Raw genomic sequence first — 24,933 nt, forward strand, 5'->3', positions numbered from 1 at the left:
CCCTAAAGGCCCGCTGCTATGCTTTCGCTCAGATCGGTGCGGTTCGGCATGCCGGTCGTCATTCCCTGGAGAGAACATGACTTTGCCCGTGAACGCGCTCTCGTCGGCGCTGCAACAGATGCAGTCGATGGCGGCGCAAGCGGCCGGCAGCAACAACCCGGCGGCTGGCCAGTCCGGCGCGGCGACGCCCGGCGGCTTCGCCTCGGCGCTGAAGGCGTCGCTCGACAAGATCAGCGGCGATCAGACCAAGGCGGTCGGCGAATCGCAGGCGTTCGAACTCGGCGCGTCGAACGTGTCGCTGAACGACGTGATGGTCGATATGCAGAAGGCTAACGTCGGTTTCCAGTTCGGCTTGCAGGTGCGCAACAAACTGGTGTCGGCCTATAACGACATCATGCAGATGTCGGTGTGAGCGCGGCCCGGGCGGCAAGGCTGTCCCGCTTGCCTGCCTGAACGCTGAACATCGTGTGGCCGACCGGGCCGCCCGACGTGGGCCGACCGACGTGGCCCGCTCGACGTGGCCCGACCAACGTGGCCCGCTCCAATCAGCCCTTAATCCTCCTTACAACAGACTAAAGCTTTCCCGCTGCCTATCCGATAACCAGGTACAGGCAGAGTTCGGCGCGCGGCAACGTGCACGGATGGGTTGCCATGACCAACCGCAGTGCAAGAGAGGAGGAGCGCCGATGTTTTCCCCAGGACACTCTGGAGCCAATGCGTATGCACGCGTGGGCGTCGAGACAGGGGTGATGGGCGCGAGTCCGCATCGTCTGATCGTGATGTTGTATCAGGGCGCCCGGCAAGCGATCGCGCAAGCGCGCATGCATGTGCAGCAAGGCAATGTGCCGGCTCGCGGAGAAGCGATCGGCAAGGCGATTCAGATCGTCGAAAGCGGGCTGCAGCAGTCGCTCAACCGGGAGGCGGGCGGCGAGATTGCAGAGCGGTTGGACGCGCTATACAGCTATATGGCGCGCCGGCTGCTCGAAGCCAACATAAAACAAAGCGAGGCGATGCTGGTCGAGGTCGATGGCCTGCTGGCGACGCTAGAAGAAGCCTGGATCGGGATTGCCCCGGAGATCGCGCGGATGGCGGCACAGCCGGCCGCGGAAAGCATGAGATGACATCGAACGCAGAATATTTCGCCCGCTACGAGGCGATTGCAGCGATTTCCCACCGCATGTTGACGGCGGCGCGGCGAGCCCTGTGGAACGATCTGGTGCGCTTGCAGGAGGAGTACCGGATTCTGGTGGATGCGCTGCGGGATGCGGAAACCGGCGTCAAGCTGGACGAATCGGAGCGCCTGCGCAAATACGCGCTGATCCGGCAGATCCTCGCCGACGACGCTGCGGTTCGCGATCTGGCGAATCCGGGCATGGCCAATCTGTCGGCCCTGTTTGCCGGACGGTCGGCCCGCGTGCTCAAGGAACTGTACGGGGCGCGCTGAGCTTGACCGGGCGCGCCGGGTTTGCCTGGATCGGATTGGATTTGCCCAGGCGCGCCGGATCGTACCTGAGCGCGCTGCCCATGTGACCAAGGAATCGGCATGAACGGAATCGACACGGCCATCGCTTCGCTGCTCGCGAGCCGGGTCGACAGTCTGCTCAATATTGCGCCGGGCTCGGCGGCCACCACGCAGACCGGTGCGGCGGGCGTCGATACCGCGCCGTCGGCGGCGACGCCCGTTGCGGCGCCCGCCACGCCGCCGGCTTCGGCACAAACCGCGCTGTCCGCCGTCGCGCTGACGCTCAACGCGATCGTGCACTCGGGCGGCGAGGCGACGCCTGCCGTGCTTGGCCAGACGCCGATCTGGCCGGCCGCGCCGGCGCTCGATGTCGGAATCGGCGGCTCGCCGCTGTTCGACACTTTTTCCCCGGCTTCCCCCAATACCGCGTTTTCGTCTGCGAATGCCCCTGCGAATGCAGCCGCGACCACGTCCACCGCGAACGTGGCCGCCGCGCAGGTGCCGGTCGCCGCGCTGGCGGCGGCGCTCGAACAGACGGTCGGCGACAGCGGTTTGTTCTACGAAGCTCATCTCGCGCAATGGCTGGCGGGCCAGCGCTCGCCCGCCGCCCTGGCCGGCGAGGCGCAAAACAGGCTGGTGGCCGCTGCCGCGCAATTGCCGCTCGACTGGGCGAGCGATGCCGAGCCGGCTCCAAGCGCGAATACCGCGCAGCGCCAGGGGTTGGGCGCCTCGGCCAACGGTGCGGCCAGCGGCGGGCTCGACGGCAACGCCGCCGCGCGCGCGACGCCGGCGATCCAGACGGCACAGGCCGCGCGTTTCGTGGCTGGCGAAGTGCTGGCCAACTCTCTTTCGGATCTGAACGGCCAGCCCGCGCACTCGAGCTTGCATAACGCCGCGGCGCCTTTGGCTGATGGCGCGCCGTCGCAAAACGCGCCGTCGCAAAACTCGCAATCGATGGGAGCTCAGGTCCATCCGGCGACGATTCCTTTGGTGCGTCAGCAACTCGATCTGCTCGCGACCGGGCAGTTTCGCTGGACCGGCGAAGCGTGGCCGGGCGCCAAGCTCGACTGGACAATCGAGCAGGACGGCGACGAATGGAACCGCAGCGGCGGCGGCACGGCGAGCGAGGACGACCAGCCGTGGCGCACGCGTCTGACGCTGTCGCTGCCGACGCTCGGCACCGTCGATGCGGAATTGACGCTGACGGGCACGCGGCTGGTGGCGCGCGTGCAGGCGAGTCCCGGCGGTGCGGCGCGGCTGGCGATGCAGGGCGAGAGCTTTCGTCAGCGGCTGGCGGCGGCGGGCATCGAACTGAACGGGCTGACGATCCGCGAGATCGGCGGCGGCGCGCCTGCCACGGTGTCCAACGCAGCAGGCGCGGCAGGTGCGGCAGCGGCTTCGGCGTATGCGCGCTCCGCCTCGGCGGCCTCACCGGCGCCGGCTACGCGCCGCGCCGCTCGTGCGGTCCGGCCGGAGGCCGCGCCGCTCGACGATTTCGATTGGGACATGCGATGAGCCGCAAACACCGCCGCAGCGCGGCAGCGCTCGTCTATGACGCGCACGGCGGCGAACCCGCGCCGCGTGTGATCGCCAAGGGCTACGGCCTCGTCGCCGAGATGATCGTGCAACGCGCCAAGGAAGCCGGCCTCTACGTGCATGAAGCGCCGGAGATGGTGTCGCTGCTGATGCAGGTAGACCTCGATACGCGGATTCCGCCGCAGCTTTACCAGGCGGTGGCGGAATTGCTGGCGTGGCTGCATCGGCTGGAAAGCGGCGCGGAGGATGAGCCCGAAGACGGGGCCGCCAGGGAGCCGGACGTCACCGACGTGGTCGCCACCGAAGTTTCCGGCGAGGTTTCCGGCGAGATGCGCGCGGACGGGGTCGCGTGTTGATCCACGCGATCGCGTCGTCGAGCGTGTCGTAGGGGACGATCGGCAGCAGCGGTCCGAAGATTTCCTCCTGCATCAGCGCGCTTTCGTCCGGCGCCTGGGTGACGGCGATCAAGCGGCAAGCAAGCGGCAATCAAGCCGCAAACGCTCGCTCGATGATCGCCGCGTGGTCGAACGTAGCCGGCAGCGTGCCGTACACGCGGCCGCTTTCGCCGCAGCTGTCGGCGAGCCGCGTGGCGATGAAGGCATCGGCGACTTCGGCGGGCGCATGCTGGATCAGCAAGCTGGCCTGCGCGATCAGCACGATTTGCTGCGCGATACGCCGGGCGGACGTCTCGCGATGTTCGGCCGGTCCGTTGAGCGTGGCAGCGAGCCTGGCGAGCGCGGCGCCCAGCGCCGGGTGGCTCTGCGCATCCGCTTGCCACGCGGCGAACAACGCTTGCGCCGCCTCGGGTTCGCGCTCCGTGGCGCGCAGCACGTCGAGGCACATCACGTTGCCCGAACCTTCCCAGATCGAATTCACGGGGGCTTCGCGATAAAAACGCGCCATCGGCGCCGTCTCGACGTAGCCGTTGCCGCCCCAGACTTCCATCGCCTCGCCGGTGAATTCGAGTGCGCGCTTGCAGACCCAATACTTCGCCGCCGGCGTGACGATGCGCCGCCACGCGCGCTCGGCGGGCGATGCGTTAGCCGCATCGGCCGATTCTTCAAAAGCCCGCGCGAGACGCATAAACAGCACAGTCGCCGCTTCCGACTCCAAAGCAAGATCGGCCAGCACGTTGCGCATCAGCGGCTGATCGGCGAGATGCCGTCCGAACGCGCTGCGATGCCGCGCGTGATGGATCGCCTGCACCAGCGCCGCGCGCATCAACGCCGCGCTGCCGATCACGCAATCGAGCCGCGTGTAGTTCGCCATTTCGATGATGGTCGGCACGCCGCGGCCTTCGTCGCCGATCAGGATGCTGAATGCGTCGAAGAACTCGACTTCGCTGCTCGCATTCGAGCGGTTGCCGAGCTTGTCTTTCAGCCGCTGGATCTGCACCGCGTTCTTGCTGCCGTCCGGCGCGAAGCGCGGCACGAAGAAGCACGACAGGCCTTCGTGATCGCCGGTGCGGGCGAGCACCAGATGCGCGTCGCATTGCGGCGCGGAGAAAAACCATTTGTGGCCGACGAGGCGGTATTCGGCGCCGCGACCGCTGCCGTGCGTGGCGTACGCGCGTGTCCGGTTGCTGCGCACGTCGGAGCCGCCTTGCTTCTCGGTCATGCCCATGCCGATCATCGCCGAGGTTTTCTGCGCGAGCGGGACGTCGCGCGGATCGTGTTCGCGGGTATAGAGCTTGTCGCGCAGCGTGCCGAACAAGGCCGGTTCGCGCTGCAACACCGGAATGCTCGCGAAGGTCATCGTCAACGGGCAGAGCGAACCGGATTCGAGTTGCGCGTGCAGGAAGTAGCCGGCGCAACGGGCGACCATCGCGCCGCGCTGCGGGTCGGAAAACGGCAGCGCGTGCAGACCTTCGCGGCGCAGCAGCGACAGCAGCGTATGCCACGACGGATGAAACTCCAGCGCGTCGATGCGTTCGCCGCGCGGGCTGTGCGTGAACAGTTCGGGGGGGTGGCGGTTGGCCAGTTCGGCGAGCGCGAGCGTTTCCGGCGTGGTGAGCGCGGCGCCGTCGCGCAGCAGCGCCTCGCGATGCCACGCGGCGCCTTCGCGTTCGAGGGCGGCGGATAAAGCGGCGTCGCTCGCAAACAGGTTGTAGTCCGCCAGCGGCGGCGCCTGATTTGTCACGTCGTGCGTGTGACCGCGTGTGCGACCGAGTGTGTGGCCGCGGGCGTGCCCGCGCTCTTGCGGTTCCATCTGCTGTCTCCGTTCACCGGATGCGCGCCGGCGCTGATCGGCGCTGCATTGCGTTGCGCTGCGCCGTGCTGTCTGATCGCTGCGTGTCGTGCCGCACGCTGACGGGACGGCGCGCCCGGCGCCGTGTTCGAATGCTTTGCGCGGGCAGCCTGGCGGGCGCTCGCGCGTCTTTCATCATAGGGTCGCAACTGCGCTTTCGTTTAGAGGGATCGCCCTGACATGAACTCGCCGTGGCGCCGCAACGCTCCCTGCAATGCCGATAAAACACACGTAGACAAGTGTGCACGAGACAGGGTCCGCGGGCAACGCGGCCCATTAGGAGGAGCGGATGCAATACGACTACATCATCGTCGGTGCAGGCTCGGGCAGCTGCTCGCTGGCGAGCCGCATGTTTTTATCTGGAAAGCGGCGCCGCGATTCCGCTCATGCCGATACCCGGCCCCAGCATGAAATCGTCGCCGGCCTGGCCCGGCAGCGTCTCGCGGGCAACCTCGAGCCACGCGCGCGCCGCATGCGACAGATAGCCGTTGCGGCGCCAGCCTATCGCCATCTCCCAGGGAATTTCCGGCTCGACGACCGGCCGGCAGGTAAACTGCGCGGCGTCGAGCCGCCGGCAATACGGCGCCGGCAACAGCGCAATGCCGACCCCGGCCAGCACCAGCGCCGCCATGAAGTCCCAATGCCCGCTACGTCCGACGATGGTCGGCGCAAACCCCGCCGTGCGGCACGCGTTCAGAACGACATCATTGAGCGCAAGGCTCTCGCCATAGAACACGAACGGTTCGCTGGCCAGCTGGCCAAGCGGCACCTCGTACAGATCGTCCCAGCGCGAACCGGTGCGCGCGACCAGCCACAACAATTGCCGCGTCATTGGGAGAACGTCGATATTTTCGGGGTCGACCGGTTGCAGCACGCCGCCCAACTCCAGCTCGCCGTTGATCAGCGCCGCTTCGATCGCGCGCGAACCCTGCTCGAACAGCTTCAGTTCGATTTTCGGGTAGCGCTGACGGAACGCGGCGATCGCGGGCGTGAAGAGCGAGCCGCCCATCGGCGGAATGCCGATCGTCAGTTCGCCGCGGCCGAGCGTGTCGAGATCGTTCAGCTCGGCCTGCAACTGCGCGTGAGCGGCCAGCACGTCCTGGCCGCGCTGATAGACGATCCGGCCAGCGTCGGTCAGCACCATCTGGCGCCCGTCGCGCAGCAGCAGCGGCGAGCCGATCTCGTCTTCCAGCGACTTGACCATCTTGCTGATGGTCGGCTGCGTCACGAACATCTGCTCGGCGGCGACGGTGAAGCTCTGTTGACGCACCACTTCGACGAAATAGCGCAGCGCACGTAGTTCCACGATCTGGGACTCCGAAATTCCAAATTGGAATGGTTTGAATGGTAGTAAGTCATTATATTTATGTTGCGTTGCAACCTATACTGACTTTCATCAAAAGTCACTTGGGGATTGCCATGACGCCGCAGCTTCTCTCCCGATTCGCGAACGCCGGCCGCGCCAGCGGCGCGATGCGCGTGGCGCGGATCGCCGTGCAGAGCGGTGCGCTTGCCGGCCTCTGGCTGGTCGCCGATTTCGTCGTGCGTCAGCTTCATTTGCCGGTGCCGGGCGGCGTGGTCGGTCTGGTCGCGTTGCTCGCGCTGCTGTTCTGCGGCGGTATCGCGCCGCGCTGGATCAAGGCCGGCGCCGACTGGCTGCTGTCGGACATGCTGCTGTTCTTCATTCCGGCCGCGGTTGCGGCGGTGCAGTACGGCGGGCTGTTTCGCGAGGACGGCTGGCGTCTCGCGCTGGTGGTGGTCGCCGGCACCTTGATGGTGATGGTCGCGGTCGCCTTTGCGGTCGAACAGGCCGCACGGCTCGAACGCCGGCTGGCGCTGCGCCGCGTGATGGTCGCGCGGCATGCGGCCCGCGCCTGATTATTCTTCCACCTCTCTGCCACGCTGAAGCCTGCCCATGAACGCGCTTTATTCGTCCCTGTTCGCCGACGATGCATCGCGTCTGATCGCGGCCGGCTGTTTCGTGCTGACGGTGGCGTTGTATTTCGCGTCGAAGGCGCTATACGCGCGCTTCAGGTCGCCGTGGCTCACGCCCTTGCTCGCCGTGCCGGCGGTGCTCGCGGCGATCGTCGTGCTGCTGCATATTCCGTATCCGGTCTACTTCCAGGACACACGCTGGCTGATGTGGCTGCTCGGTCCCGCCACGGTCGCATTCGCCGTGCCTATCTATGAATACCGCGAGCTGCTCAAACGGCACTGGATCTCGCTGACGGTCGGCGTGACGGTGGGCATCGTGGTCGCGGTCGGCGGCTCGCTGATGCTGGCGAAGCTGCTGCATCTTTCGCCGGAACTGCAACGCAGTCTGATGACCCGTTCGGTGTCGACGCCGTTTGCGCTTGCCGTCTCCGACAAGATTCATGCGCCGAAGGACCTGACCGCGCTGTTCGTGATCGCGACGGGCGTGTGCGGGATGCTGTTCGGTGAACTGGTGCTGGGGCTCGTGCCGCTGCGCACGCGGCTCGCGCGCGGCGCGTTGTTCGGCGCGGCGGCGCATGGCGTGGGCACCGCGAAGGCGCGTGAGCTCGGCAGCGAGGAAGGCGTGGTCGCCAGTTTGACGATGATGATCGCCGGCGTGGTGATGGTGCTGCTTGCGCCGATGCTGGGGCTGCTGCCGATCTGACACCGAGGCGTACCCCACGCTCGAATTCCACAAACCCGATCCGCACCCCGTAGCCATCTCAATTTGCTACAATCGCCGTTCGTCTTCGAGGAGCGTTGCGACGGGTACCGCGGATTCACTATTCGCCGGCCGCCCGCCAGGCTCGAAGGCTTCAATCGGAGGGTTCGGATGCGCATCGCGCTCCGATCCACCGCATCGAACCGCGCTCACGTCAAATTTCTAGTCAATTTCTTAGAAAGGAGGGCGTGATGAACGCCGCAGTTATCGATTCCCAAGCTTCCCAGGATTTCATCGTTGCCGATATGTCGCTTGCCGGCTGGGGCCGCAAGGAACTCGACATCGCCGAGACGGAAATGCCCGGCCTCGTGCAAACGCGTGAAGAGTACAAGGCGCAGCAGCCGCTGAAGGGCGCGCGCATCGCCGGTTCGCTGCACATGACGATCCAGACCGGCGTGCTGATCGAGACGCTGACCGCGCTCGGCGCGGATGTTCGCTGGGCCTCGTGCAATATTTTCTCGACGCAGGACCACGCCGCTGCGGCCATCGCCAAGGCCGGCACGCCGGTGTTCGCATTCAAGGGCGAGTCGCTCGACGAATACTGGGAGTTCTCGCACCGCATCTTCGAATGGCCGAACGGCGAATTCGCCAACATGATCCTCGACGACGGCGGCGACGCCACGTTGCTGCTGATCCTCGGCTCGAAGGCCGAGAAAGACCGTTCGGTGATCTCGAAGCCGACCAATGAAGAAGAGGTCGCACTGTATAAGTCGATCGCCCGTCATCTGGACGCAGATCCGACCTGGTACTCGACGCGCCTCGCGCACATCAAGGGCGTGACCGAAGAAACCACGACCGGCGTGCACCGTCTGTATCAGATGGAAAAGGAAGGCCGTCTGCCGTTCCCGGCGATCAACGTCAACGACTCGGTCACCAAGTCGAAGTTCGACAACCTGTACGGCTGCCGTGAGTCGCTGGTCGACGGCATCAAGCGCGCGACCGACGTGATGATCGCCGGCAAGATCGCGGTCGTTGCAGGCTACGGCGACGTGGGCAAGGGCTGCGCGCAATCGCTGCGCGGTCTGGGCGCCACCGTGTGGGTCACCGAAATCGATCCGATCTGCGCGCTGCAGGCGGCGATGGAAGGCTACCGCGTCGTGACGATGGAATACGCCGCCGACAAGGCCGACATCTTCGTGACGGCCACCGGCAACTACCACGTGATCAACCACGATCACATGAAGGCGATGCGCCACAACGCGATCGTCTGCAACATCGGTCACTTCGATTCGGAAATCGACGTGGCGTCGACCCGCCAGTACCAGTGGGACAACATCAAGCCGCAAGTCGACCACATCATTTTCCCGGACGGCAAGCGCGTGATCCTGCTGGCTGAAGGGCGTCTCGTGAACCTGGGTTGCGCAACGGGCCACCCGTCGTTCGTGATGTCGAACTCGTTCACGAACCAGACGCTGGCTCAGATCGAACTGTTCACGCAAGGCGACCAGTACGGGAACAAGGTGTACGTGCTGCCGAAGCATCTCGACGAAAAGGTTGCACGCCTGCATCTGGCGCGCATCGGCGCGAACCTGACGGTGTTGTCGGACGCGCAGGCGGGTTACATCGGCGTCGACAAGAACGGTCCGTTCAAGCCGAACCACTACCGCTATTAAGCACGCGGGCGGTTTTAAAGCATGACGGTTTGACGACAGGGCGGCGCACCAGGCGCCGCTCTGTTCGCCATGCCCGTCTCTTTTCGTAGAACGGACACTAGCCTACAAGGAGCTCTACATGACCGTGCTGCTGACCTGGCTGATCAACGCGCTTGCGCTCCTGATCATCACCTACCTCGTTCCGTCGATTCATATCCGCAGCTTCGGCACCGCATTGATCGTCGCGGTGGTGCTCGGGTTGATCAATACGATCTTGCGGCCGGTGCTGATCCTGTTGACGCTGCCCGTGACGGTTCTCACGCTCGGACTCTTCATTCTGGTGGTCAATGCGCTGTGCTTCTGGCTGTGCGCGTCGCTGCTGAAGGGTTTCGAAGTGTCGGGTTTCTGGTCGGCGTTCTTCGGCTCGATTCTGTACAGCATCGTTTCGTGGCTGCTGTCCGCGCTTATTTTCGGCAACCGCAGTATCGGTTGATCTACTGAATCATGAACCCGATCGAACTTTCATTCGAATTCTTCCCGCCGAAGACGCAGGAAGGCGTCGACAAGCTGCGCGCCACGCGTGCGCAGCTCGTGGCGCTCAAGCCCAAGTTCGTGTCCGTCACGTTCGGCGCGGGCGGCTCGACGCAACAGGGCACGCTCGATACCGTCGTCGAGATGGCGAAGGAGGGGCTCGAAGCCGCGCCCCACCTGTCGTGCATCGGCTCGTCGAAAGAGAGCCTGCGCGCGATTCTCAACGAGTACCGCGCGCATGGCATCCGCCATATCGTCGCGCTGCGCGGCGATCTGCCGTCCGGCATGGGCGAAGTCGGCGAATTGCGCTACGCGTCGGAACTGGTGAGCTTTATCCGCGCCGAGTTCGGCGACTGGTTCTGGATTGAGGTGGCCGGCTATCCGGAGTACCACCCGCAGTCCCGCTCGCCGCGCCAGGATCTGGAAAACTTCGCCCGCAAGGTGAAGGCCGGCGCCAACTCCGCGATCACGCAGTATTTCTTCAACGCGGACGCGTACTTCCGTTTCGTCGAGGATGCGAAGAAGCTCGGCGTCGACGTACCGATCGTGCCGGGCATCATGCCGATCACGAACTTTTCGCAGCTGATGCGTTTCTCGGAGATGTGCGGCGCGGAAGTGCCGCGCTGGATCGCGCGCCGTCTGGAAAGCTTCGGCGACGATCGCGAGTCGATTCGCGCGTTCGGGCTGGATGTGGTGACCGATCTGTGCAGGCGTCTGGTCGCAGCGAACGTGCCGGGACTGCATTTCTATACGCTGAACGGCGCTGCGGCGACCAAGGCGATCTGCGAACGGCTGGGCGTCTGATACCGCCGGCACCGCCGACGTGTTGTACGGAAACCGCACGGCTCATCCGGCCGCGCGGTTTTTTTTCGCCCGGTGAAAACCGTTGCTGCATTGCAACGGCGGGTGCCCGTGAGTATCTTGCTCGCGGCGTGTAAGCCCGCATTGAACCCGATTTTTGTGCTGTCTATGATCAAAGCGCAGCTGACGTGGCTGCTGTGCGGAGAACGTTATGACAGTATCCAAGTTGCTGTTTGCGGTTCGCCATGCCTGTCTTCCCGCTTTGAGCGCCTGTGCGGTTCTGGCCGCCGCTCTTTCACCCGCGGCGGTTCAAGCGGCCACGCTGCCTGACAAAACACTCGTGTTCTGCTCCGAGGGCAGCCCGGCGGGCTTCGACACCGCGCAATACACCACCAGCGTCGAATTCAGCGCCGGCTCGTACACGGTCTATAACCGGCTCGTGGAATTCGTGCATGGCAGCACGGATATCGAACCGGGCCTCGCCGAGAAATGGGACGTGTCGCAAGATGGATTGCAATACACGTTCTATCTGCGCCACGGCGTGAAGTTTCAGACCACGTCGTTCTTCAAGCCGACGCGCGAATTCAATGCCGACGACGTCGTCTTCACCTATCAGCGAATGCTCGATCCGGAGCAGCCGTTCCGCAAGGCATACTCGGTGCCGTTTCCGTATTTCACCGATCTCGGCCTCGCGAAGAATATTTCGAAGATCGAGAAGCTCGATCCCTACACGGTGCGTTTCACGCTGAAGGAGGTCGATGCGCCGTTCCTGCAGCAGATCGCGATGCCGTTCGCGTCGATTTTGTCGGCCGAATACGGCGATCAGTTATTGAAAGCGGGTAAAGCGCCGGATATCAATCAATTTCCGGTCGGCACCGGCCCGTTCATCTTCCGCAGCTATACCAAGGACGACACGATTCGCTTCGACGGCAATCCGGATTACTGGAAACCGGGCGTGGTTAAAGTCAGCAAACTGATATTCGCGATTACCGTCGATCCGGCGGTACGGCTGCAAAAGCTCAAACGCGGCGAATGCCAGGTGATGGCTTATCCGCGTCCCGCTGATATTCCGGCGGTCAAAGCCGACGCGTCGCTAGCGATGCCGAGCCAGGTCGGTTTCAACCTTGGCTATATCGCCTACAACACCACGAAAAAGCCGCTCGACAATGTGATGGTGCGTCGCGCGCTCGATATGTCGATCAATAAGAAGGCGATTATCGACTCGGTGTATCAGGGCGCCGGCCAGGCGGCAACCAATCCCATGCCGCCGACGCAATGGGGCTACGACAAGAACCTGAAGGACGCTCCATACGACGTCGGCAAAGCGAAAGCGTTGCTCAAGCAGGCGGGCTATCCGGACGGCTTCGATCTCACCTTATGGGCGATGCCGGTTCAGCGCCCCTATAACCCGAACGCCCGGCTGATGGCCGAAATGCTGCAAGCCGACTGGGCGAAGATCGGCGTCAAGGTGAAGATCGCCACCTACGAATGGGGCGAATACATTCGCCGCGGCCATTCCGGCGAGCATGAAGCGATGCTGATCGGCTGGACCGGCGATTACGGCGACCCGGACAACTGGTTAGGGGTGTTGCTCGGCTGCGATGCGGTGAACGGCAGCAACTTCTCCAAATGGTGCTACAAGCCCTACGACGACTTGATCAAAAAAGGCCGCAGCACCACGGATCTGCCCGAGCGCACCAAGGCGTATACGGAGGCTCAGGAACTCTTCAAACAACAGGTCCCGTTCACGCCGATCGCCCATTCCACGGTCTATCAGCCGATCAGCAAGGACGTCACCGGCTTCAAGATCGACCCGTTCGGCCCGACCCAATTCATGAACGTCGGCCTGAAATGACTGTAAGCGGGCCGTTTTTTGCCGAGCCCGCCCTCTGAAGCCGCATGCTCCGGCCAGCGCCGGCGTGCGGCTTTTTGTCTGCCCGAATGGTTTCCGATCGTCAACAGAGGGAATTTCCTCCGCTTGTTGGTGTGAGCCAAGCTCAAGTAATATCGCGCTACGCCGGCGGGAGCCGGCCCCGAACCTGGAGGAAACATGAAGCAAAACAATCTGTTGCGCGCCGCGCGTGTTACGACGCTCGTCGCTGCTGCAGCGGCATCGATGGTGGGCGCAAGTGTCGCGCGCGCCGAGATTCCGAATAAAACCCTGGTCTACTGCTCAGAAGGCAGTCCCGCGGGTTTCGATCCTGCCCAATACACCACGGGCACTGATTTCACAGCTAATACGTTCACCGTCTACAACCGCCTCGTGGAGTTCGAGCGTGGCGGCACCAAAGTCGAGCCGGGCCTCGCCGAAAAGTGGGAAGTGTCCCCGGACGGCAAGACTTATACGTTCCATCTGCGTCATGGCGTGAAGTTCCAGACCACGTCGTTCTTCAAGCCGACGCGCGAATTCAATGCCGACGACGTCGTGTTCACGTTCCAGCGCATGCTGGATACGAACCAGCCGTTCCGCAAGGCGTACCCGGTGCAGTTCCCGTACTTCACCGACATGGGCCTCGACAAGCTGATCACCGGCGTCGACAAGGTCGATCCGTACACCGTCAAGTTCACGCTGAAGGAAGTCAACGCGCCGTTCATCCAGAATATGGCGATGGAATACGCGTCGATCCTGTCGGCCGAATACGGCGATCAACTGCTGAAGGCCGGCAAGGCGGCCGACATCAACCAGTTCCCGGTCGGCACGGGTCCGTTCGTCTTCCGCAGCTATACGAAGGACGCGACGATCCGCTTCGACGGCAATCCGGATTACTGGAAGCCGAACACGGTGAAGATCTCGAAGCTGATCTTCTCGATCACGCCGGACGCCGGCGTGCGCGTGCAGAAGATCAAGCGCGACGAATGCCAGGTGATGAGCTATCCGCGTCCGGCCGACATCGCGCCGCTGAAGGCTGAAGCGAACATCGCGATGCCGTCGCAGCCGGGCTTCAACCTCGGCTACCTCGCGTACAACGTGTCGCACAAGCCGGTCGACAAGCTCGAAGTGCGTCAGGCGCTCGACATGGCGATCAACAAGAAGGCGATCGTCGAATCGGTGTATCAGGGCGCGGGCCAGGCTGCGACGAATCCGATGCCGCCGACTCAATGGTCGTATGACAAGAATCTGAAGAGCGCGTCTTTCGATACGGACAAGGCCAAGGCGCTGCTGGCGAAGGCCGGCTACCCGAACGGTTTCGACCTCACGCTGTGGGCGATGCCGGTGCAGCGCGCGTACAACCCGAACGCCCGCCTGATGGCGGAAATGATCCAGGCCGACTGGGCCAGGATCGGCGTGAAGGCGAAGATCGTCACGTATGAATGGGGCGAGTACATCAAGCGTGCGCATGCAGGCGAAGACGACACGATGCTGATCGGTTGGACCGGCGACAACGGCGATCCGGACAACTGGCTCGGCACGCTGCTCGGTTGTGAAGCGGTGAACGGCAACAACTTCTCGAAGTGGTGCTACAAGCCGTTCGACGATCTGATCCAGAAGGGCCGCGTCACGTCCGATCAGGGTGCGCGCACGACGGCTTACATGCAGGCTCAGCAGATCTTCGCGCAGCAACTGCCGTTCTCGGCGATCGCCCACTCGACGGTGTATCAGCCTGTCAGCAAGAAGGTCGTCGACATGCGTATCGAGCCGCTTGGCTACGCGCGCTTCGACGGCGTCAGCGTCAAGTAATTCGTAAAGCTCACGCAGTACGCTTTTCGCACGGTTAGAAAACTGGTCGAAATGGTCCGGCGACCGGGGTCACAAGCCCTTGTCGCCGGTTGCGTTTTTTCTTCATCAAGACCATAGGGACAAACCATGTTCCGCTTCGTTTTGCGCCGCGTCGGCATGGTGATACCGACTTTCATCGGCATCACCATCCTCGCGTTTGCGCTGATTCACCTGATCCCGGGCGACCCCATCGAAGTGATGATGGGCGAGCGCGGCGTCGATCCGGCCATGCATGCCGCGGCGATGCACCGGTTGGGGCTCGACGAGCCGCTGCCGATTCAATACATCCACTACATCGGCCGCGCGCTGCACGGCGACCTCGGCACCTCGATCATCACCAACACCAGCGTGATGGGCGAATTCCTCGCACGCTTTCCCGCTACCGTCGAACTGTCGATGTGCGCGATGCTGTTCGCGCTGATCATCGGCTTGCCGGCGGGCGTGTTCGCGGCGCTCAGGCGCGGCACGGTGGTCGATCACAGCGTGATGGGCACGGCCCTGACCGGCTACTCGATGCCGATCTTCTGGTGGGGCTTGATCCTCATCATGATGTTCTCGGTGAAGCTCGGCTGGACGCCGGTGTCGGGCCGTATCGCGGTCGAATACGACATTCCGCACGTGACCGGCTTCATGCTGATCGACGCGATGATGTCCACCGACGAAGGCGCGTTCAAATCCGCGCTGAGCCATCTGATCCTGCCGGCCATCGTGCTCGGCACGATTCCGCTGGCGGTGGTCGCGCGGATGACGCGTTCGTCGATGCTCGAAGTGCTGCGCGAAGACTACATCCGCACCGCACGCGCGAAGGGTCTGTCGCCCGGGCGTGTGATCGTCGTGCATGCGTTGCGCAATGCGCTGATTCCGGTGGTGACCGTGATCGGTTTGCAGGTCGGCACGCTGCTTGCGGGCGCGGTGCTGACCGAGACGCTGTTTTCGTGGCCGGGAATCGGCAAGTGGCTGATCGATGCGATCGGACGGCGCGATTATCCGGTGGTGCAGGGCGGTATCCTGATGATCGCCACCTTGGTGATCGTCGTGAACCTCGTCGTCGATCTGTTGTACGGCGTGCTCAACCCGCGCATTCGCCATACGAGGTAACAATATGAACCCCCACGCTCACTTGCGTTCGCTGCCCCCCGAGGGGGCGGTTGCCTCCCTTGAGGCGGCTCTGCGGGAGGCAACAATATGAACCCCCACGCTCACTTGCGTTCGCTGCCCCCCGAGGGGGCGCATGCCTCCCTTGAGGCGGCTCTGCGGGAGGCATGAACGACCATGGCAGACATTCAAAATACCGTCCCCCAGGCCGTCACTCCCCCGAGTGGCCGGGCCATCGCCGCCCGCGAATTCTGGGCGAATTTCTCGCGTAACCGTGGCGCGGTCGGCGCCGGCATCGTCGTGGTGGTGCTGATCTTCATCGCGATCTTCGCGCCGTTGATCGCGCCGCATAGCCCGATCGAGCAGTATCGCGACTTCGTCAAAATTCCGCCCGCGTGGCTCGAAGGCGGCAACTGGAAGTTCATTCTCGGCACCGACGAAGCGGGCCGCGACATCCTCTCGCGTCTGATGTACGGCGCGCGGCTGTCGTTCTGGATCGGCTTCGTCTCGGTGGTGCTCGCGCTGATTCCGGGCATCGTGCTCGGCCTGGTCGCGGCGTTCTTCGAGAAATGGGCCGATACGCCGATCATGCGCATCATGGACGTGCTGCTCGCGTTGCCGTCGCTGCTGCTCGCCGTCGCGGTGGTCGCGATCATCGGTCCGGGCCTCGTCAACACGATGCTGGCAATCGCGATCGTCGCGCTGCCGGGTTATGTGCGCCTGACGCGTGCGTCGGCGCAAGGCGAACTGCAGAAGGAATATGTGACGGCTTCGCGCGTCGCGGGCGCCGGCACGCTGCGATTGATGTTCTCGCAAGTGCTGCCGAACTGCACCGCACCGCTGATCGTGCAGGCCACCCTGGGCTTCTCATCGGCGATTCTCGATGCCGCGGCGCTCGGCTTCCTCGGCCTCGGCGTGCAACCGCCGTCGGCGGAGTGGGGCGCGATGCTCGCTTCGGCGCGCGATTACATCGACAGCGCCTGGTGGATCGTCACGATGCCGGGTCTGTCCATCCTGATCTCGGTGCTCGCGATCAATCTGCTCGGCGACGGGCTGCGCGACGCACTCGATCCCAAACTGAAACGGATGGCCTGAATGGAACAACCCCCACGCTCACTTCATTCGCTGCCCCCCGAGTCCCCCAAGGGGACTTCCTTCGGGGCGGGGGCCGGTCAGCACGCTTCGGGCGGCCGTGCGCGTACTGACAGCAACTTATTGACCATCCGCAATCTGGCGGTCAACTTCAACGGACTGCCCGCGGTCGACCGGATCAACCTCGATGTCGCGCCGGGCGAAGTAGTCGGCGTGGTCGGCGAATCGGGCTCGGGCAAGAGCGTGACGATGATGGCGCTGATGGGCCTGATCGACGCGCCGGGCAAAGTCACCGCCGACGAAGTCACCTTCAACGGCAAAGACCTGTTGAAGGCGTCGGCGAAGGAACGCCGCAAGATCATCGGCAAAGACATCGCGATGGTGTTCCAGGACGCGCTCACCAGTCTGAATCCGAGCTACACGGTCGGCTATCAGATCAAGGAAGTGCTGAAGCTGCACGAAGGGTTGCGCGGCAGCGAACTGGATAGGCGCGCGCTCGAATTGCTCGACCAGGTCGGCATTCCGGACGCGAAGAACCGTATCGGCGCGTTTCCGCATCAGATGTCGGGCGGGATGAACCAGCGCGTGATGATCGCGATGGCGATTGCCTGCAATCCGAAGCTGCTGATCGCCGACGAACCGACCACCGCGCTCGACGTGACCATCCAGGCGCAGATCATGGAGCTGCTGATCAAGCTGCAGAAGGAACGCGGCATGGCGCTCGTGCTGATCTCGCACGATCTGGCGGTGGTGTCCGAAGTCGCGCAGCGCGTCGCGGTCATGTACGCTGGCGAAGTGATCGAAACCAACCGCGTGCCCGATATCTTCGCCGCGCCGCACCATCCGTACACGGAAGCGCTGCTGGCGGCGATTCCCGAGCACAATGTCGGCGCGGTGCGGCTCGCCGCATTGCCGGGCATGGTGCCGGGTCGCGACGACCGACCGAAAGGCTGCCTCTTCGCACCGCGCTGCAAGTATGTGGTCGACGACTGCATGAAGGCGCGGCCGGCACTGGCGCCGATGCAAGGTCACGCTGAAGTCGCGCGCGTGCGCTGCATCAAACCCCTGAACCTGAGCGGCGACGCCAACGTTCACACCCATGGAGGCGCACGATGAACGCAGTACCCGAGACGCGGCGCCAGTCGGACCATGCGGGCGATCACGTGCTGGTCGCCGACCAGCTCGCGCGTCACTACACGGTCAAGCGCGGCATGTTCGCTCAGGGCACGGTGAAGGCGCTCAACGGCGTGTCGTTTGCGCTCGAACGCGGCAAGACGCTCGCGGTGGTCGGCGAATCCGGTTGCGGCAAGTCGACGCTCGCGCGTCAACTGACGATGATCGAGACGCCCACCGCGGGCCGCTTGCTGATCGACGGCGAAGACGTAGCCGGCGCCGATCACGCGAAGATCGCGGCGTTGCGGCGGCGTGTGCAGATGGTGTTCCAGAATCCGTTTGCCTCGCTGAATCCGCGCAAGACCGTCGAGCAGACGCTCGGCGAACCGCTCGCGATCAACACGCAGTTGAGCGCCAGCGAACGCGCCGAACGGATTGCGCAGATGATGCGCACCGTCGGCTTGCGTCCGGAACATGCAAAACGCTATCCGCATATGTTCTCCGGCGGCCAGCGGCAGCGTGTGGCGATTGCGCGCGCGATGATTCTCGATCCGCAGATCGTCGTCGCGGATGAACCGGTGTCCGCGCTCGACGTGTCGATCCAGGCGCAGATTCTGAATCTGTTCATGGATCTGCAGGAGCAGTTCAAGACCAGCTACGTGTTCATCTCGCACAACCTCTCGGTGGTCGAGCATATCGCCGACGATGTGATGGTGATGTACTTCGGCGGCGTGGCGGAGCTCGGCGACAAGAAGCGGATTTTCTCGACGCCGCGGCATCCGTACACGCGGGCGCTGATGTCGGCGACCCCGTCGATCTTCGAATCGGATCGCCGCATCAAGATCAAGCTGCAAGGCGAGATGCCGTCGCCGCTGAATCCGCCGTCGGGCTGCACGTTCCATCAGCGCTGCCCGTATGCGATCGACCGGTGCCGCAGCGAAGAGCCGAAGCTGCGTGAAGTGGATGGCCGTCAGGTGTCGTGTCACCGCGCCGAGGAGGTGGGGGAAGTGGATGCCTGATGGGGTGGCGGCGCGTCGTTTTACGCGCCGCTCGCGTGACGGCGGCTACGCCGCTTTCGCGCGGCGCTGGAGGGCGCGTGCACTGACCGGTGCCGCGCTCCTCGGCGCTTGTTCCGTCTTGCATCTGAGCGGTGACGGGCCGATCGTCGCGGCGCATGCCGCGGGGTCCGCCGCCAACGCGCCTGCTCAGGCGGGGCGGCCGGCATTGCCGGTGCCCAATCTGCCGGCGCCGCCGCGCGCCACCTTGCCCGGCTTCAATCCGCCGCCCGCCGCGCCGGGCACCACGGCCAGCGGTCCGGTGCGTTTGCAGCCGGCGCGCATGCCGTTCTATGTCGCCACGCGCGGCACTACCACGATCTACCTGCTCGGCACGTTGCACGTAGGCGATCCCGCCGACTACCCGCCCAACCAGCCATTCCGTCCGCCGATCCTGGGTGCGCTCGCCGCCTCGGGGACGCTCGCGCTCGAACTGTCGCCCGACGAGCTGCTGGTCTCGCAAGACGACGTGTCGAAATACGGCGTATGCCGGCGCGACTGCCTGCCCGGTTTGTTGCCCGATCCTTTGTGGCGCAAGCTCGCGTTTCGTTTGCGCGGCAATCCTGCCGCGCTGGATGAAATCAAGAAGATGCGGCCGTGGCTCGCGTCCTTGCTGGTCGAAACCTACGATTCGTTGAGCGCCGGCTTGCAGACCGAATACGGCACGGAGGCGCAATTGCAGAACGTCTACATCAGGACGCGCGGCAAGATCGTCGGACTCGAGACCTTGTCGCAGCAGATGCGCGCGTTCACGGGGCTGACGCTTGTGCAGCAACGCGAAATGCTCGCACAGGACCTGGTGCAGACGCCCGCGGAAAACGTCGACGACGTGCGCGCTTTGCACCGGCTGTGGAGGGTGGGCGATGCCGATGCAATTGCGGCATGGCAGGCGGCGAAGTCGGAAAAGCTGGCACGCGACAAGCGGGTCTCCGATCAGATCGACAACAAGATCGTGTATGAGCGCAACCGGCGCTTCGTGTCGCGGATGCTGCTGATCGCCGCGCCGAACAAGCCGGTGTTCGTGGCGATTGGCGCGTTGCATCTGGGTGGGCGTAAAGGCGTGCTGCAGCTTTTGCGGCAGCACGGGTTTGTGGTGGAGACGGGGTGAACGGGGTGACGTTACTGGTCGAGCAAAGTTTTAGCGACTTCTTCGACCACCGACGCCCAATCCCCCAACTCCGTTTGCCGGAATAATTTCATGGTCGGATACCACGGCGAGTCGCTGCGGTTTTCGAGCCAACGCCAGTCGGAGTTGGCGGGCAGCAGCACCCATACTGGCTTGCCCAGTGCGCCTGCCAGGTGCGCGACACCCGTGTCCACGGCAATCACCAGATCGAGATTCATGATGAGTGCAGCGGTATCGTCGAAGCTATTCAGCTCAGCGGTGAAATCGTGAGCACGGAAAGCGTCAGGCGCGCCGGCTAGCTGGGCGTGCGCCGGGCCTTTCTGCAGCGGATACCACGCGACATTCCTGACCTCGCTTAGCGCGGACAGGTCAGTCAGTGCCATTGACCGATAGCGGTCATTGCCAAACGTCGGACTGCCGGCCCACGCCAAACCCACTTTGCGCTTCGATTTGCCGGCGTCCACCCGCTTGCGCCATGCCTTGACCTGCGCTTTGTCGGCGAACAGATACGGTACTTCGACAGGAATCGTGGTCAGTTCCGTACCGACGCACGACGGCACGCTCGTCATCGGCACCCAGAAATCGTACTCGCCGTCAGGTTTGCCGCTGAACGCGCGGCGCACGCCCGGCACGCGTTCGGCCAGAGGCAGCAGCGGCTCCCGTACGAAGGTGTCGACGGTTGCGCCGAGTTGCTCGAGCACGCGTGCATAGCGCAGGAACTGGAACTGGTCGCCGAAACCCTGTTCGCCGACCAGCAGCACGCGGCGCCCGTCGAGCGATTCGCCGCGCCATTCGGCAACCTCCGGAATGGCGATCGCCTCGTAGTCGTTCGTGCGCCAACGCTTCGCATGCTCCGCCCAGCCTTGCTTATAGTCGCCACGCTTGAGCAGGTGCCACGCAAGATTCTGGTGCGCATCCGCGTACTCGGGATTCAGTGCCAATGCTTGACGATAGAAGCCTTCTTCTTCGTCGAGACGGCCTTGCGCGCCGAGCGATCCACCGAGGCACACCAGATTGGTCGAGTTCGGCTTGAGTGCGACTGCTTGCCGGTAGTGGGTTTCGGCGCCGACGTAGTCGCCGAGCTTGCCGATCAGGCTGCCCAGGTTGACGTGCGCCTCGGCGTACCTTGGGCGCAACAGCAGCGCTTGCTGAAAGCTGGCGATTGCAGCGTCGTGGTTGCCCTGCGCGTTATGCGCATTGCCTGCGTTGAAGTGCGCTTCCGCCGACTGCGGATCGAGCGACAGCACGTCCTGATAGCACGCCAGTGCCTCGTCGTAGCGGCCGAGCTTGCTCAACGCGGTGCCGAGGTTCAAATGCGCGTCGCTGAGCGACGGGTTCGCCGCCAGCGCCAGACGATATTGCTCGATCGCTTGATCGAGCGAACCTTGCGCTTGCAGCGCGATACCGAAGTTGTTGCGTGCGTCGGCAAAATCCGGCTGTAGCTGCAGCGCCTGGTCATAGCAGATCATTGCTTCGTGGCGATGGCCGAGCGCGGCGGCCACGAGGCCGCGATTGCTCCAGCAGGCGGCGTCCGTGCGATCGAGTTCGAGTGCTTCGCTCATCAGCTCCGCGGCGAAGCCATGATTGCCGCGCTGGTGTTGCAGCACGCCGAAGTAGTGCAGTGCCTTTGCATGTGCGGGATCGAGCGCGAGGGCTTCGCGGTAGAAAGGCTCGGCGGCATCGAGCCGGCCAGCCTGGTGCGCTTCGAGCGCGGCGTCGAGCACTGAGGCGAGATAGGCGGAAGGCGGCGTATCGCCGCCCGGCGCGTCGGCGCGCGCGGTGTCGAGGTGGGAAGACTGTTCCATGGGAACCTGCTGGAGAGCGCCGGCGGCGCACGTTGTACGCGCCGGCGCGTGTGGATGGGAGACCATCCACCAGCTTATGTTTCTGCACTCATCCTGACGATCGGACGCATCCTAATTCGGCGACGCTGGTTTGCCGCGGGCAGAGGTTCTGCGCCGCATCCGTTTTGCGCGTTCTTGCGCGGCAAACGCGGCAAACGCGGCAAACGCGTCGAACACGGCAAACACGGCAAACACGGCAAACACGGCAAACACGGCAAACACGGCAAACACCGCCGAACCTGTCATTCGTCGAGGTTTGCCGCGCACGCCCGGCAAAGGCCACAGTCCTACAGGAACATCAGGAAATTCAACAGGAAGATGTTCACAACCAGCAAGGTCAGCGCGGTCGGCACCTGCACCTTGATCACCGCGTTCTTATCCGGCAGTTCCAGCAGTGCAGCGGGCACCATGTTGAAGTTGGCGGCCATCGGCGTCATCAGCGTGCCGCAGTAGCCGGAGAACATGCCGATCGCGACCATCACCGCCGGGTTGCCGTGAAACACGCCGACCAGAATTGGCACGCCGACTCCGCCCGTCATCACCGGGAAGGCGGCGAAGCCGTTGCCCATCACCATCGTGAAGAGCGCCATGCCGATGCAGTACACGGCCACCGCGACAAACCGGTAGTCGAGGCTGATATAGGCCGTGGTCACGTGAGCGACGGCCTTGCCGACGCCGGCGTCCGAGAACACGAGGCCGAGCATGCCGAGCATCTGCGGCAGCACCGCGGCCCACGAGAGCGCATCGACCAGCCGGCGCGCTTCCTTCGTCGACTGGCCGACGGTGTCGCGCGTCAGCACGCAAGCAATCGCGAGCGCGATCACGCAGCCGATCCCGAAGCCGATCAGCGTCACGTTGGCTTTTTCGATCAGCGGTATGCCGCCGAAGATCAGGTGGCTCGCCGACAACGTGATGATCACGGTGACGACCGGAATCGTCAGCGCGGGCACGAACAGCTTGTTGCCCAGGCGCGCGGCGCTGGCCTTGCGGGCTTCGAGCGACAGCAGTTTCGGCTTGGCCGCGGTCACGCCGCCGAAGCCGGCGATCAGCGCCATCACGACCACCGCCGCGCCGACCAAAGCGGGCGGCAGCTTGTCGCCGATCAGGAAGATCAGCGCGTAGAGCATCCAGAAACCGCCGGCGGTGAAGCGGCGCGGGTGTTCCTTGTCTGTGACGATCATGCCGCCGATCACGAGCAGCACGACGCCCAGCAGCCAGAACAGATAGGTAATCGAGAGCGTCATGCCTGGTCTCCTGTTGCAGGTTGCGCCGACGTAACAGCAGCGGCGCTCGCGGACGCATTGCCGCGCAATTCGCGTTCGAGCTTGCGGTCGAGCAGATGCAGGCGGAAGCCGTGAATGACGAACGCGCAAACCGCGGTCGGAATGCCCCACACGGCCACGTGAATCGGCTCGACGACGATGCCCGCTTCTTTCAGAAAGGTCGTCATCAGCACGATCGCGCCGAAGGCGACGAAGATGTCCTCGCCGAAGAACAGGCCGACGTTGTCGGTCGCAGCGGAGAACGCGCGCAGCTTGAAGCGGATCGCATCGCTGAGCTTGCCGAAGCGGGTTTCCGTCGCGCCTTCGGCCATCGGCGCGATCAGCGGACGCACCATCTGCGGATGGCCGCCGAGACCGGTCAGGCCGACCGCGGCGGTCAGTTCGCGCACCAGCAGATAGACGATCAGCAAACGCCCCGCCGTGGCGGCCTTGATGCCGCCGATCCATGCTTGCGCGCGCTCGCGCAGCCCATGCCGTTCGAGCAGACCGATCACGGCGAGCGGCAACAGGATGATCAACGGGATATTGCGCGTCTTGATGAAGCCGGTGCCGATTTCGGCAAGAATCTTTTCGGGCGGGAAGTGCGCGGCCAGACCCGTGACGATCGCGGCGACCGCCACGATCAGCATCGGATTGAACCGTAATAAAAAGCCGGCGATGATGACGGCCACGCCAATGAGCGGCCATAGACTGACTGTTGTCTGCATCTGGATCTCCAAACAGGGTTTCACAACCTCGCCGCTTGTGGCGGCTCACGTGAGCCGGCGCCTGATGATCCATGCGCCGTCTTGCTGCCGCGGCTCTTGATGGCCGCGTTGCTTCGACTACACCTGCACCTGCATCTGCTGAATGACCGCGGGTACGGCAATGAGTCCTGCACCTGGCAAACCTTGGCGAACCTTGGCGAACGCCCCGCGGGGAGCGGGGCGTTCTGGGCTTCGCGAGGGTCGGCTCGCGCGCTGTCCGGCGCGTCCTGGCCGACGCCTAGACGCGGGCAGCGCCGGCCGCGTGAACTTCGATGCCGGCGTCTTCTAGCGCGCGGCGGATGCGCCGCGCAAACGCCAGCGCGTGCGGACCGTCGCCGTGCAGGCAGATGGTTTGCGCGTTGAGCGGCACCCATTGGCCGTCCACGGCCTGCACGCGGTGCTCGCGCACCATGGCGAGCGTGCGGGTCAGCACCTCGTCTTCGTCGTCGAGCAGCGCGCCTGGCTCCTTGCGCGGCACCAGCGAGCCGTCGGCGCGATAGCCGCGGTCGGCGAATACTTCTTCGATGGCGGTCAGGCCCGCGTTGCGTGCGGCCGTCACCAGGCCGCTGTTGGCGAGCGCGAACACCGCCACCGACGGATCGAAATCGTGCACCGCGGACACGATCGCGTCGGCGATCTTCGCGTCGCGCGCGGCCTGGTTGTACAGCGCGCCGTGCGGTTTGACGTGCGCGATGCGCCCGCCCTCGGCTTGCGCGATCGCCGACAGTGCGCCCAGCTGGTACAGCACGCCCGCGTAAATTTCGTGGGCCGGCAAGTCCATTTCCTTGCGGCCGAAATTCTCGGGATCGTTGAAGCTCGGATGCGCGCCGATCGACACGCCCTTCTGTACCGCCCAGCGCACGCAGTCGCGCATCGCATTGGCGCCGCCCGCGTGCCAGCCGCACGCGATGTTCGCCGAGCTGACGAGGTCGAGCAGTGCCTCGTCGGAGCCGCAGCCTTCGCCGAGATCGGCGTTCAAATCGATTTCCATGGTGTT

The 24,933-nt window shown here is 64.3% G+C and carries 24 protein-coding genes, 1 pseudogene and 1 riboswitch; of the genes and pseudogenes, 17 read left to right on the forward strand and 8 right to left on the reverse strand.

Features of this window, described 5'->3' with window-relative positions:
- Positions 1-76 precede the first annotated feature (76 nt).
- The 5 genes from fliE to AC3WLT_RS15830 all read left to right on the forward strand — a co-directional run bounded on the left by fliE (position 77) and on the right by AC3WLT_RS15830 (position 3,354).
- On the forward strand, positions 77-412 hold the full coding sequence (gene fliE, locus AC3WLT_RS15810; protein WP_492592651.1) for a flagellar hook-basal body complex protein FliE: 336 nt from the start codon (positions 77-79) through the stop codon (positions 410-412).
- A gap of 274 nt (positions 413-686) precedes the next feature.
- Entirely contained in the window at positions 687-1,121 is a 435-nt protein-coding gene (gene fliS / locus AC3WLT_RS15815) for a flagellar export chaperone FliS (RefSeq protein WP_492592652.1), read from the forward strand.
- Positions 1,118-1,444 carry a flagellar protein FliT gene (locus tag AC3WLT_RS15820; RefSeq protein ID WP_492592653.1) on the forward strand — a complete coding sequence of 109 codons (327 nt, stop codon included), beginning with the start codon at positions 1,118-1,120 and terminating at the stop codon, positions 1,442-1,444. The genes fliS and AC3WLT_RS15820 overlap by 4 nt, the downstream gene beginning before the upstream one ends.
- 99 nt (positions 1,445-1,543) lie before the next feature.
- Positions 1,544-2,977: a flagellar hook-length control protein FliK gene (fliK, locus tag AC3WLT_RS15825; RefSeq protein WP_492592654.1), complete on the forward strand. Its 1,434-nt coding sequence runs from the start codon at positions 1,544-1,546 to the stop codon at positions 2,975-2,977.
- Positions 2,974-3,354 carry an EscU/YscU/HrcU family type III secretion system export apparatus switch protein gene (locus AC3WLT_RS15830; RefSeq protein ID WP_492592655.1) on the forward strand — a complete coding sequence of 127 codons (381 nt, stop codon included), beginning with the start codon at positions 2,974-2,976 and terminating at the stop codon, positions 3,352-3,354. Before fliK ends, AC3WLT_RS15830 begins: the two co-directional genes overlap by 4 nt.
- Here the strand turns inward: AC3WLT_RS15830 and AC3WLT_RS15835 are convergent.
- From AC3WLT_RS15835 to AC3WLT_RS15845, 3 genes and pseudogenes are all read right to left on the reverse strand, one after another.
- Positions 3,329-3,463, reverse strand: a pseudogene (locus tag AC3WLT_RS15835) (aldehyde dehydrogenase family protein); the annotation flags it as partial. The gene AC3WLT_RS15830 and the pseudogene AC3WLT_RS15835 overlap by 26 nt on opposite strands.
- 21 nt (positions 3,464-3,484) lie before the next feature.
- Entirely contained in the window at positions 3,485-5,206 is a 1,722-nt protein-coding gene (locus AC3WLT_RS15840) for an isovaleryl-CoA dehydrogenase (protein WP_492592656.1), read from the reverse strand.
- Between the two features lie 394 nt (positions 5,207-5,600).
- Positions 5,601-6,551 carry a LysR family transcriptional regulator gene (locus AC3WLT_RS15845; protein WP_492592657.1) on the reverse strand — a complete coding sequence of 317 codons (951 nt, stop codon included), beginning with the start codon at positions 6,549-6,551 and terminating at the stop codon, positions 5,601-5,603.
- Positions 6,552-6,718: 167 nt separating this feature from the next.
- Between AC3WLT_RS15845 and AC3WLT_RS15850 the strand changes: the two genes are divergently transcribed.
- The 12 genes from AC3WLT_RS15850 to AC3WLT_RS15905 all read left to right on the forward strand — a co-directional run bounded on the left by AC3WLT_RS15850 (position 6,719) and on the right by AC3WLT_RS15905 (position 20,045).
- On the forward strand, positions 6,719-7,123 hold the full coding sequence (locus AC3WLT_RS15850; RefSeq protein ID WP_492592738.1) for a CidA/LrgA family protein: 405 nt from the start codon (positions 6,719-6,721) through the stop codon (positions 7,121-7,123).
- Positions 7,124-7,160: 37 nt separating this feature from the next.
- A complete protein-coding gene (locus AC3WLT_RS15855) occupies positions 7,161-7,883 on the forward strand; it encodes an LrgB family protein (RefSeq protein ID WP_492592658.1) in 723 nt (240 codons plus the stop codon).
- An 81-nt stretch (positions 7,884-7,964) separates the two neighbouring features.
- A riboswitch (S-adenosyl-L-homocysteine riboswitch) is annotated at positions 7,965-8,098 on the forward strand.
- A gap of 33 nt (positions 8,099-8,131) precedes the next feature.
- Positions 8,132-9,553, forward strand: coding sequence for an adenosylhomocysteinase (gene ahcY / locus AC3WLT_RS15860; protein WP_492592659.1), 1,422 nt, complete (start codon positions 8,132-8,134; stop codon positions 9,551-9,553).
- 118 nt (positions 9,554-9,671) lie between these two features.
- Positions 9,672-10,025, forward strand: coding sequence for a phage holin family protein (locus AC3WLT_RS15865; RefSeq protein WP_492592660.1), 354 nt, complete (start codon positions 9,672-9,674; stop codon positions 10,023-10,025).
- Positions 10,026-10,036: 11 nt separating this feature from the next.
- Positions 10,037-10,867, forward strand: coding sequence for a methylenetetrahydrofolate reductase [NAD(P)H] (gene metF, locus AC3WLT_RS15870; RefSeq protein WP_492592661.1), 831 nt, complete (start codon positions 10,037-10,039; stop codon positions 10,865-10,867).
- 208 nt (positions 10,868-11,075) lie between these two features.
- Positions 11,076-12,719 carry an ABC transporter substrate-binding protein gene (locus AC3WLT_RS15875; RefSeq protein WP_492592662.1) on the forward strand — a complete coding sequence of 548 codons (1,644 nt, stop codon included), beginning with the start codon at positions 11,076-11,078 and terminating at the stop codon, positions 12,717-12,719.
- A gap of 195 nt (positions 12,720-12,914) precedes the next feature.
- Complete coding sequence (locus AC3WLT_RS15880; RefSeq protein WP_492592663.1) at positions 12,915-14,543, forward strand: ABC transporter substrate-binding protein; 1,629 nt, start codon at positions 12,915-12,917, stop codon at positions 14,541-14,543.
- 126 nt (positions 14,544-14,669) lie between these two features.
- Positions 14,670-15,680 carry an ABC transporter permease subunit gene (locus AC3WLT_RS15885; protein WP_492592664.1) on the forward strand — a complete coding sequence of 337 codons (1,011 nt, stop codon included), beginning with the start codon at positions 14,670-14,672 and terminating at the stop codon, positions 15,678-15,680.
- Positions 15,681-15,854: 174 nt separating this feature from the next.
- On the forward strand, positions 15,855-16,772 hold the full coding sequence (locus AC3WLT_RS15890) for an ABC transporter permease subunit (RefSeq protein WP_492592665.1): 918 nt from the start codon (positions 15,855-15,857) through the stop codon (positions 16,770-16,772).
- Between the two features lie 120 nt (positions 16,773-16,892).
- On the forward strand, positions 16,893-17,885 hold the full coding sequence (locus AC3WLT_RS15895; protein ID WP_492592739.1) for an ABC transporter ATP-binding protein: 993 nt from the start codon (positions 16,893-16,895) through the stop codon (positions 17,883-17,885).
- Positions 17,882-18,901, forward strand: coding sequence for a peptide ABC transporter ATP-binding protein (locus tag AC3WLT_RS15900; protein ID WP_492592666.1), 1,020 nt, complete (start codon positions 17,882-17,884; stop codon positions 18,899-18,901). The genes AC3WLT_RS15895 and AC3WLT_RS15900 overlap by 4 nt, the downstream gene beginning before the upstream one ends.
- On the forward strand, positions 18,894-20,045 hold the full coding sequence (locus AC3WLT_RS15905; RefSeq protein WP_492592667.1) for a TraB/GumN family protein: 1,152 nt from the start codon (positions 18,894-18,896) through the stop codon (positions 20,043-20,045). Before AC3WLT_RS15900 ends, AC3WLT_RS15905 begins: the two co-directional genes overlap by 8 nt.
- 11 nt (positions 20,046-20,056) lie before the next feature.
- Here AC3WLT_RS15905 and AC3WLT_RS15910 read toward each other — a convergent pair whose 3' ends face one another.
- From AC3WLT_RS15910 to pxpA, 5 genes are all read right to left on the reverse strand, one after another.
- Complete coding sequence (locus tag AC3WLT_RS15910; protein WP_492592668.1) at positions 20,057-21,868, reverse strand: tetratricopeptide repeat protein; 1,812 nt, start codon at positions 21,866-21,868, stop codon at positions 20,057-20,059.
- A 111-nt stretch (positions 21,869-21,979) separates the two neighbouring features.
- Complete coding sequence (locus tag AC3WLT_RS15915; RefSeq protein ID WP_492592669.1) at positions 21,980-22,183, reverse strand: hypothetical protein; 204 nt, start codon at positions 22,181-22,183, stop codon at positions 21,980-21,982.
- 11 nt (positions 22,184-22,194) lie between these two features.
- Entirely contained in the window at positions 22,195-23,151 is a 957-nt protein-coding gene (locus tag AC3WLT_RS15920; protein ID WP_492592670.1) for a DUF979 domain-containing protein, read from the reverse strand.
- Positions 23,148-23,897 (reverse strand): DUF969 domain-containing protein, encoded by a 750-nt coding sequence (locus AC3WLT_RS15925; protein WP_492592671.1) that lies wholly within the window; start codon positions 23,895-23,897, stop codon positions 23,148-23,150. Before AC3WLT_RS15925 ends, AC3WLT_RS15920 begins: the two co-directional genes overlap by 4 nt.
- 277 nt (positions 23,898-24,174) lie before the next feature.
- A complete protein-coding gene (pxpA, locus tag AC3WLT_RS15930; protein WP_492592672.1) occupies positions 24,175-24,927 on the reverse strand; it encodes a 5-oxoprolinase subunit PxpA in 753 nt (250 codons plus the stop codon).
- Between the last annotated feature and the right edge of the window lie 6 nt (positions 24,928-24,933).

It is taken from the genome of Paraburkholderia sp. FW306-2-2C-D06C (genome assembly GCF_058781505.1).

What these genes read in the sequence shown, in the direction of transcription:
- fliK (WP_492592654.1), top strand. Translation starts at nt 1,544, where the DNA reads ATGAACGGAATCGACACGGCCATCGCTTCGCTGCTCGCGAGCCGGGTC.
- AC3WLT_RS15880 (WP_492592663.1), top strand. Translation starts at nt 12,915, where the DNA reads ATGAAGCAAAACAATCTGTTGCGCGCCGCGCGTGTTACGACGCTCGTC.
- AC3WLT_RS15900 (WP_492592666.1), top strand. Translation starts at nt 17,882, where the DNA reads ATGAACGCAGTACCCGAGACGCGGCGCCAGTCGGACCATGCGGGCGAT.
- AC3WLT_RS15850 (WP_492592738.1), top strand. Translation starts at nt 6,719, where the DNA reads ATGCGCGTGGCGCGGATCGCCGTGCAGAGCGGTGCGCTTGCCGGCCTC.
- AC3WLT_RS15840 (WP_492592656.1), bottom strand. Translation starts at nt 5,206, where the DNA reads ATGGAACCGCAAGAGCGCGGGCACGCCCGCGGCCACACACTCGGTCGC.
- AC3WLT_RS15890 (WP_492592665.1), top strand. Translation starts at nt 15,855, where the DNA reads ATGGCAGACATTCAAAATACCGTCCCCCAGGCCGTCACTCCCCCGAGT.
- AC3WLT_RS15905 (WP_492592667.1), top strand. Translation starts at nt 18,894, where the DNA reads ATGCCTGATGGGGTGGCGGCGCGTCGTTTTACGCGCCGCTCGCGTGAC.
- AC3WLT_RS15910 (WP_492592668.1), bottom strand. Translation starts at nt 21,868, where the DNA reads ATGGAACAGTCTTCCCACCTCGACACCGCGCGCGCCGACGCGCCGGGC.
- fliS (WP_492592652.1), top strand. Translation starts at nt 687, where the DNA reads ATGTTTTCCCCAGGACACTCTGGAGCCAATGCGTATGCACGCGTGGGC.
- AC3WLT_RS15920 (WP_492592670.1), bottom strand. Translation starts at nt 23,151, where the DNA reads ATGACGCTCTCGATTACCTATCTGTTCTGGCTGCTGGGCGTCGTGCTG.
- AC3WLT_RS15830 (WP_492592655.1), top strand. Translation starts at nt 2,974, where the DNA reads ATGAGCCGCAAACACCGCCGCAGCGCGGCAGCGCTCGTCTATGACGCG.
- AC3WLT_RS15865 (WP_492592660.1), top strand. Translation starts at nt 9,672, where the DNA reads ATGACCGTGCTGCTGACCTGGCTGATCAACGCGCTTGCGCTCCTGATC.
- metF (WP_492592661.1), top strand. Translation starts at nt 10,037, where the DNA reads ATGAACCCGATCGAACTTTCATTCGAATTCTTCCCGCCGAAGACGCAG.
- fliE (WP_492592651.1), top strand. Translation starts at nt 77, where the DNA reads ATGACTTTGCCCGTGAACGCGCTCTCGTCGGCGCTGCAACAGATGCAG.
- AC3WLT_RS15925 (WP_492592671.1), bottom strand. Translation starts at nt 23,897, where the DNA reads ATGCAGACAACAGTCAGTCTATGGCCGCTCATTGGCGTGGCCGTCATC.
- AC3WLT_RS15885 (WP_492592664.1), top strand. Translation starts at nt 14,670, where the DNA reads ATGTTCCGCTTCGTTTTGCGCCGCGTCGGCATGGTGATACCGACTTTC.
- AC3WLT_RS15855 (WP_492592658.1), top strand. Translation starts at nt 7,161, where the DNA reads ATGAACGCGCTTTATTCGTCCCTGTTCGCCGACGATGCATCGCGTCTG.
- ahcY (WP_492592659.1), top strand. Translation starts at nt 8,132, where the DNA reads ATGAACGCCGCAGTTATCGATTCCCAAGCTTCCCAGGATTTCATCGTT.
- AC3WLT_RS15875 (WP_492592662.1), top strand. Translation starts at nt 11,076, where the DNA reads ATGACAGTATCCAAGTTGCTGTTTGCGGTTCGCCATGCCTGTCTTCCC.
- AC3WLT_RS15820 (WP_492592653.1), top strand. Translation starts at nt 1,118, where the DNA reads ATGACATCGAACGCAGAATATTTCGCCCGCTACGAGGCGATTGCAGCG.
- pxpA (WP_492592672.1), bottom strand. Translation starts at nt 24,927, where the DNA reads ATGGAAATCGATTTGAACGCCGATCTCGGCGAAGGCTGCGGCTCCGAC.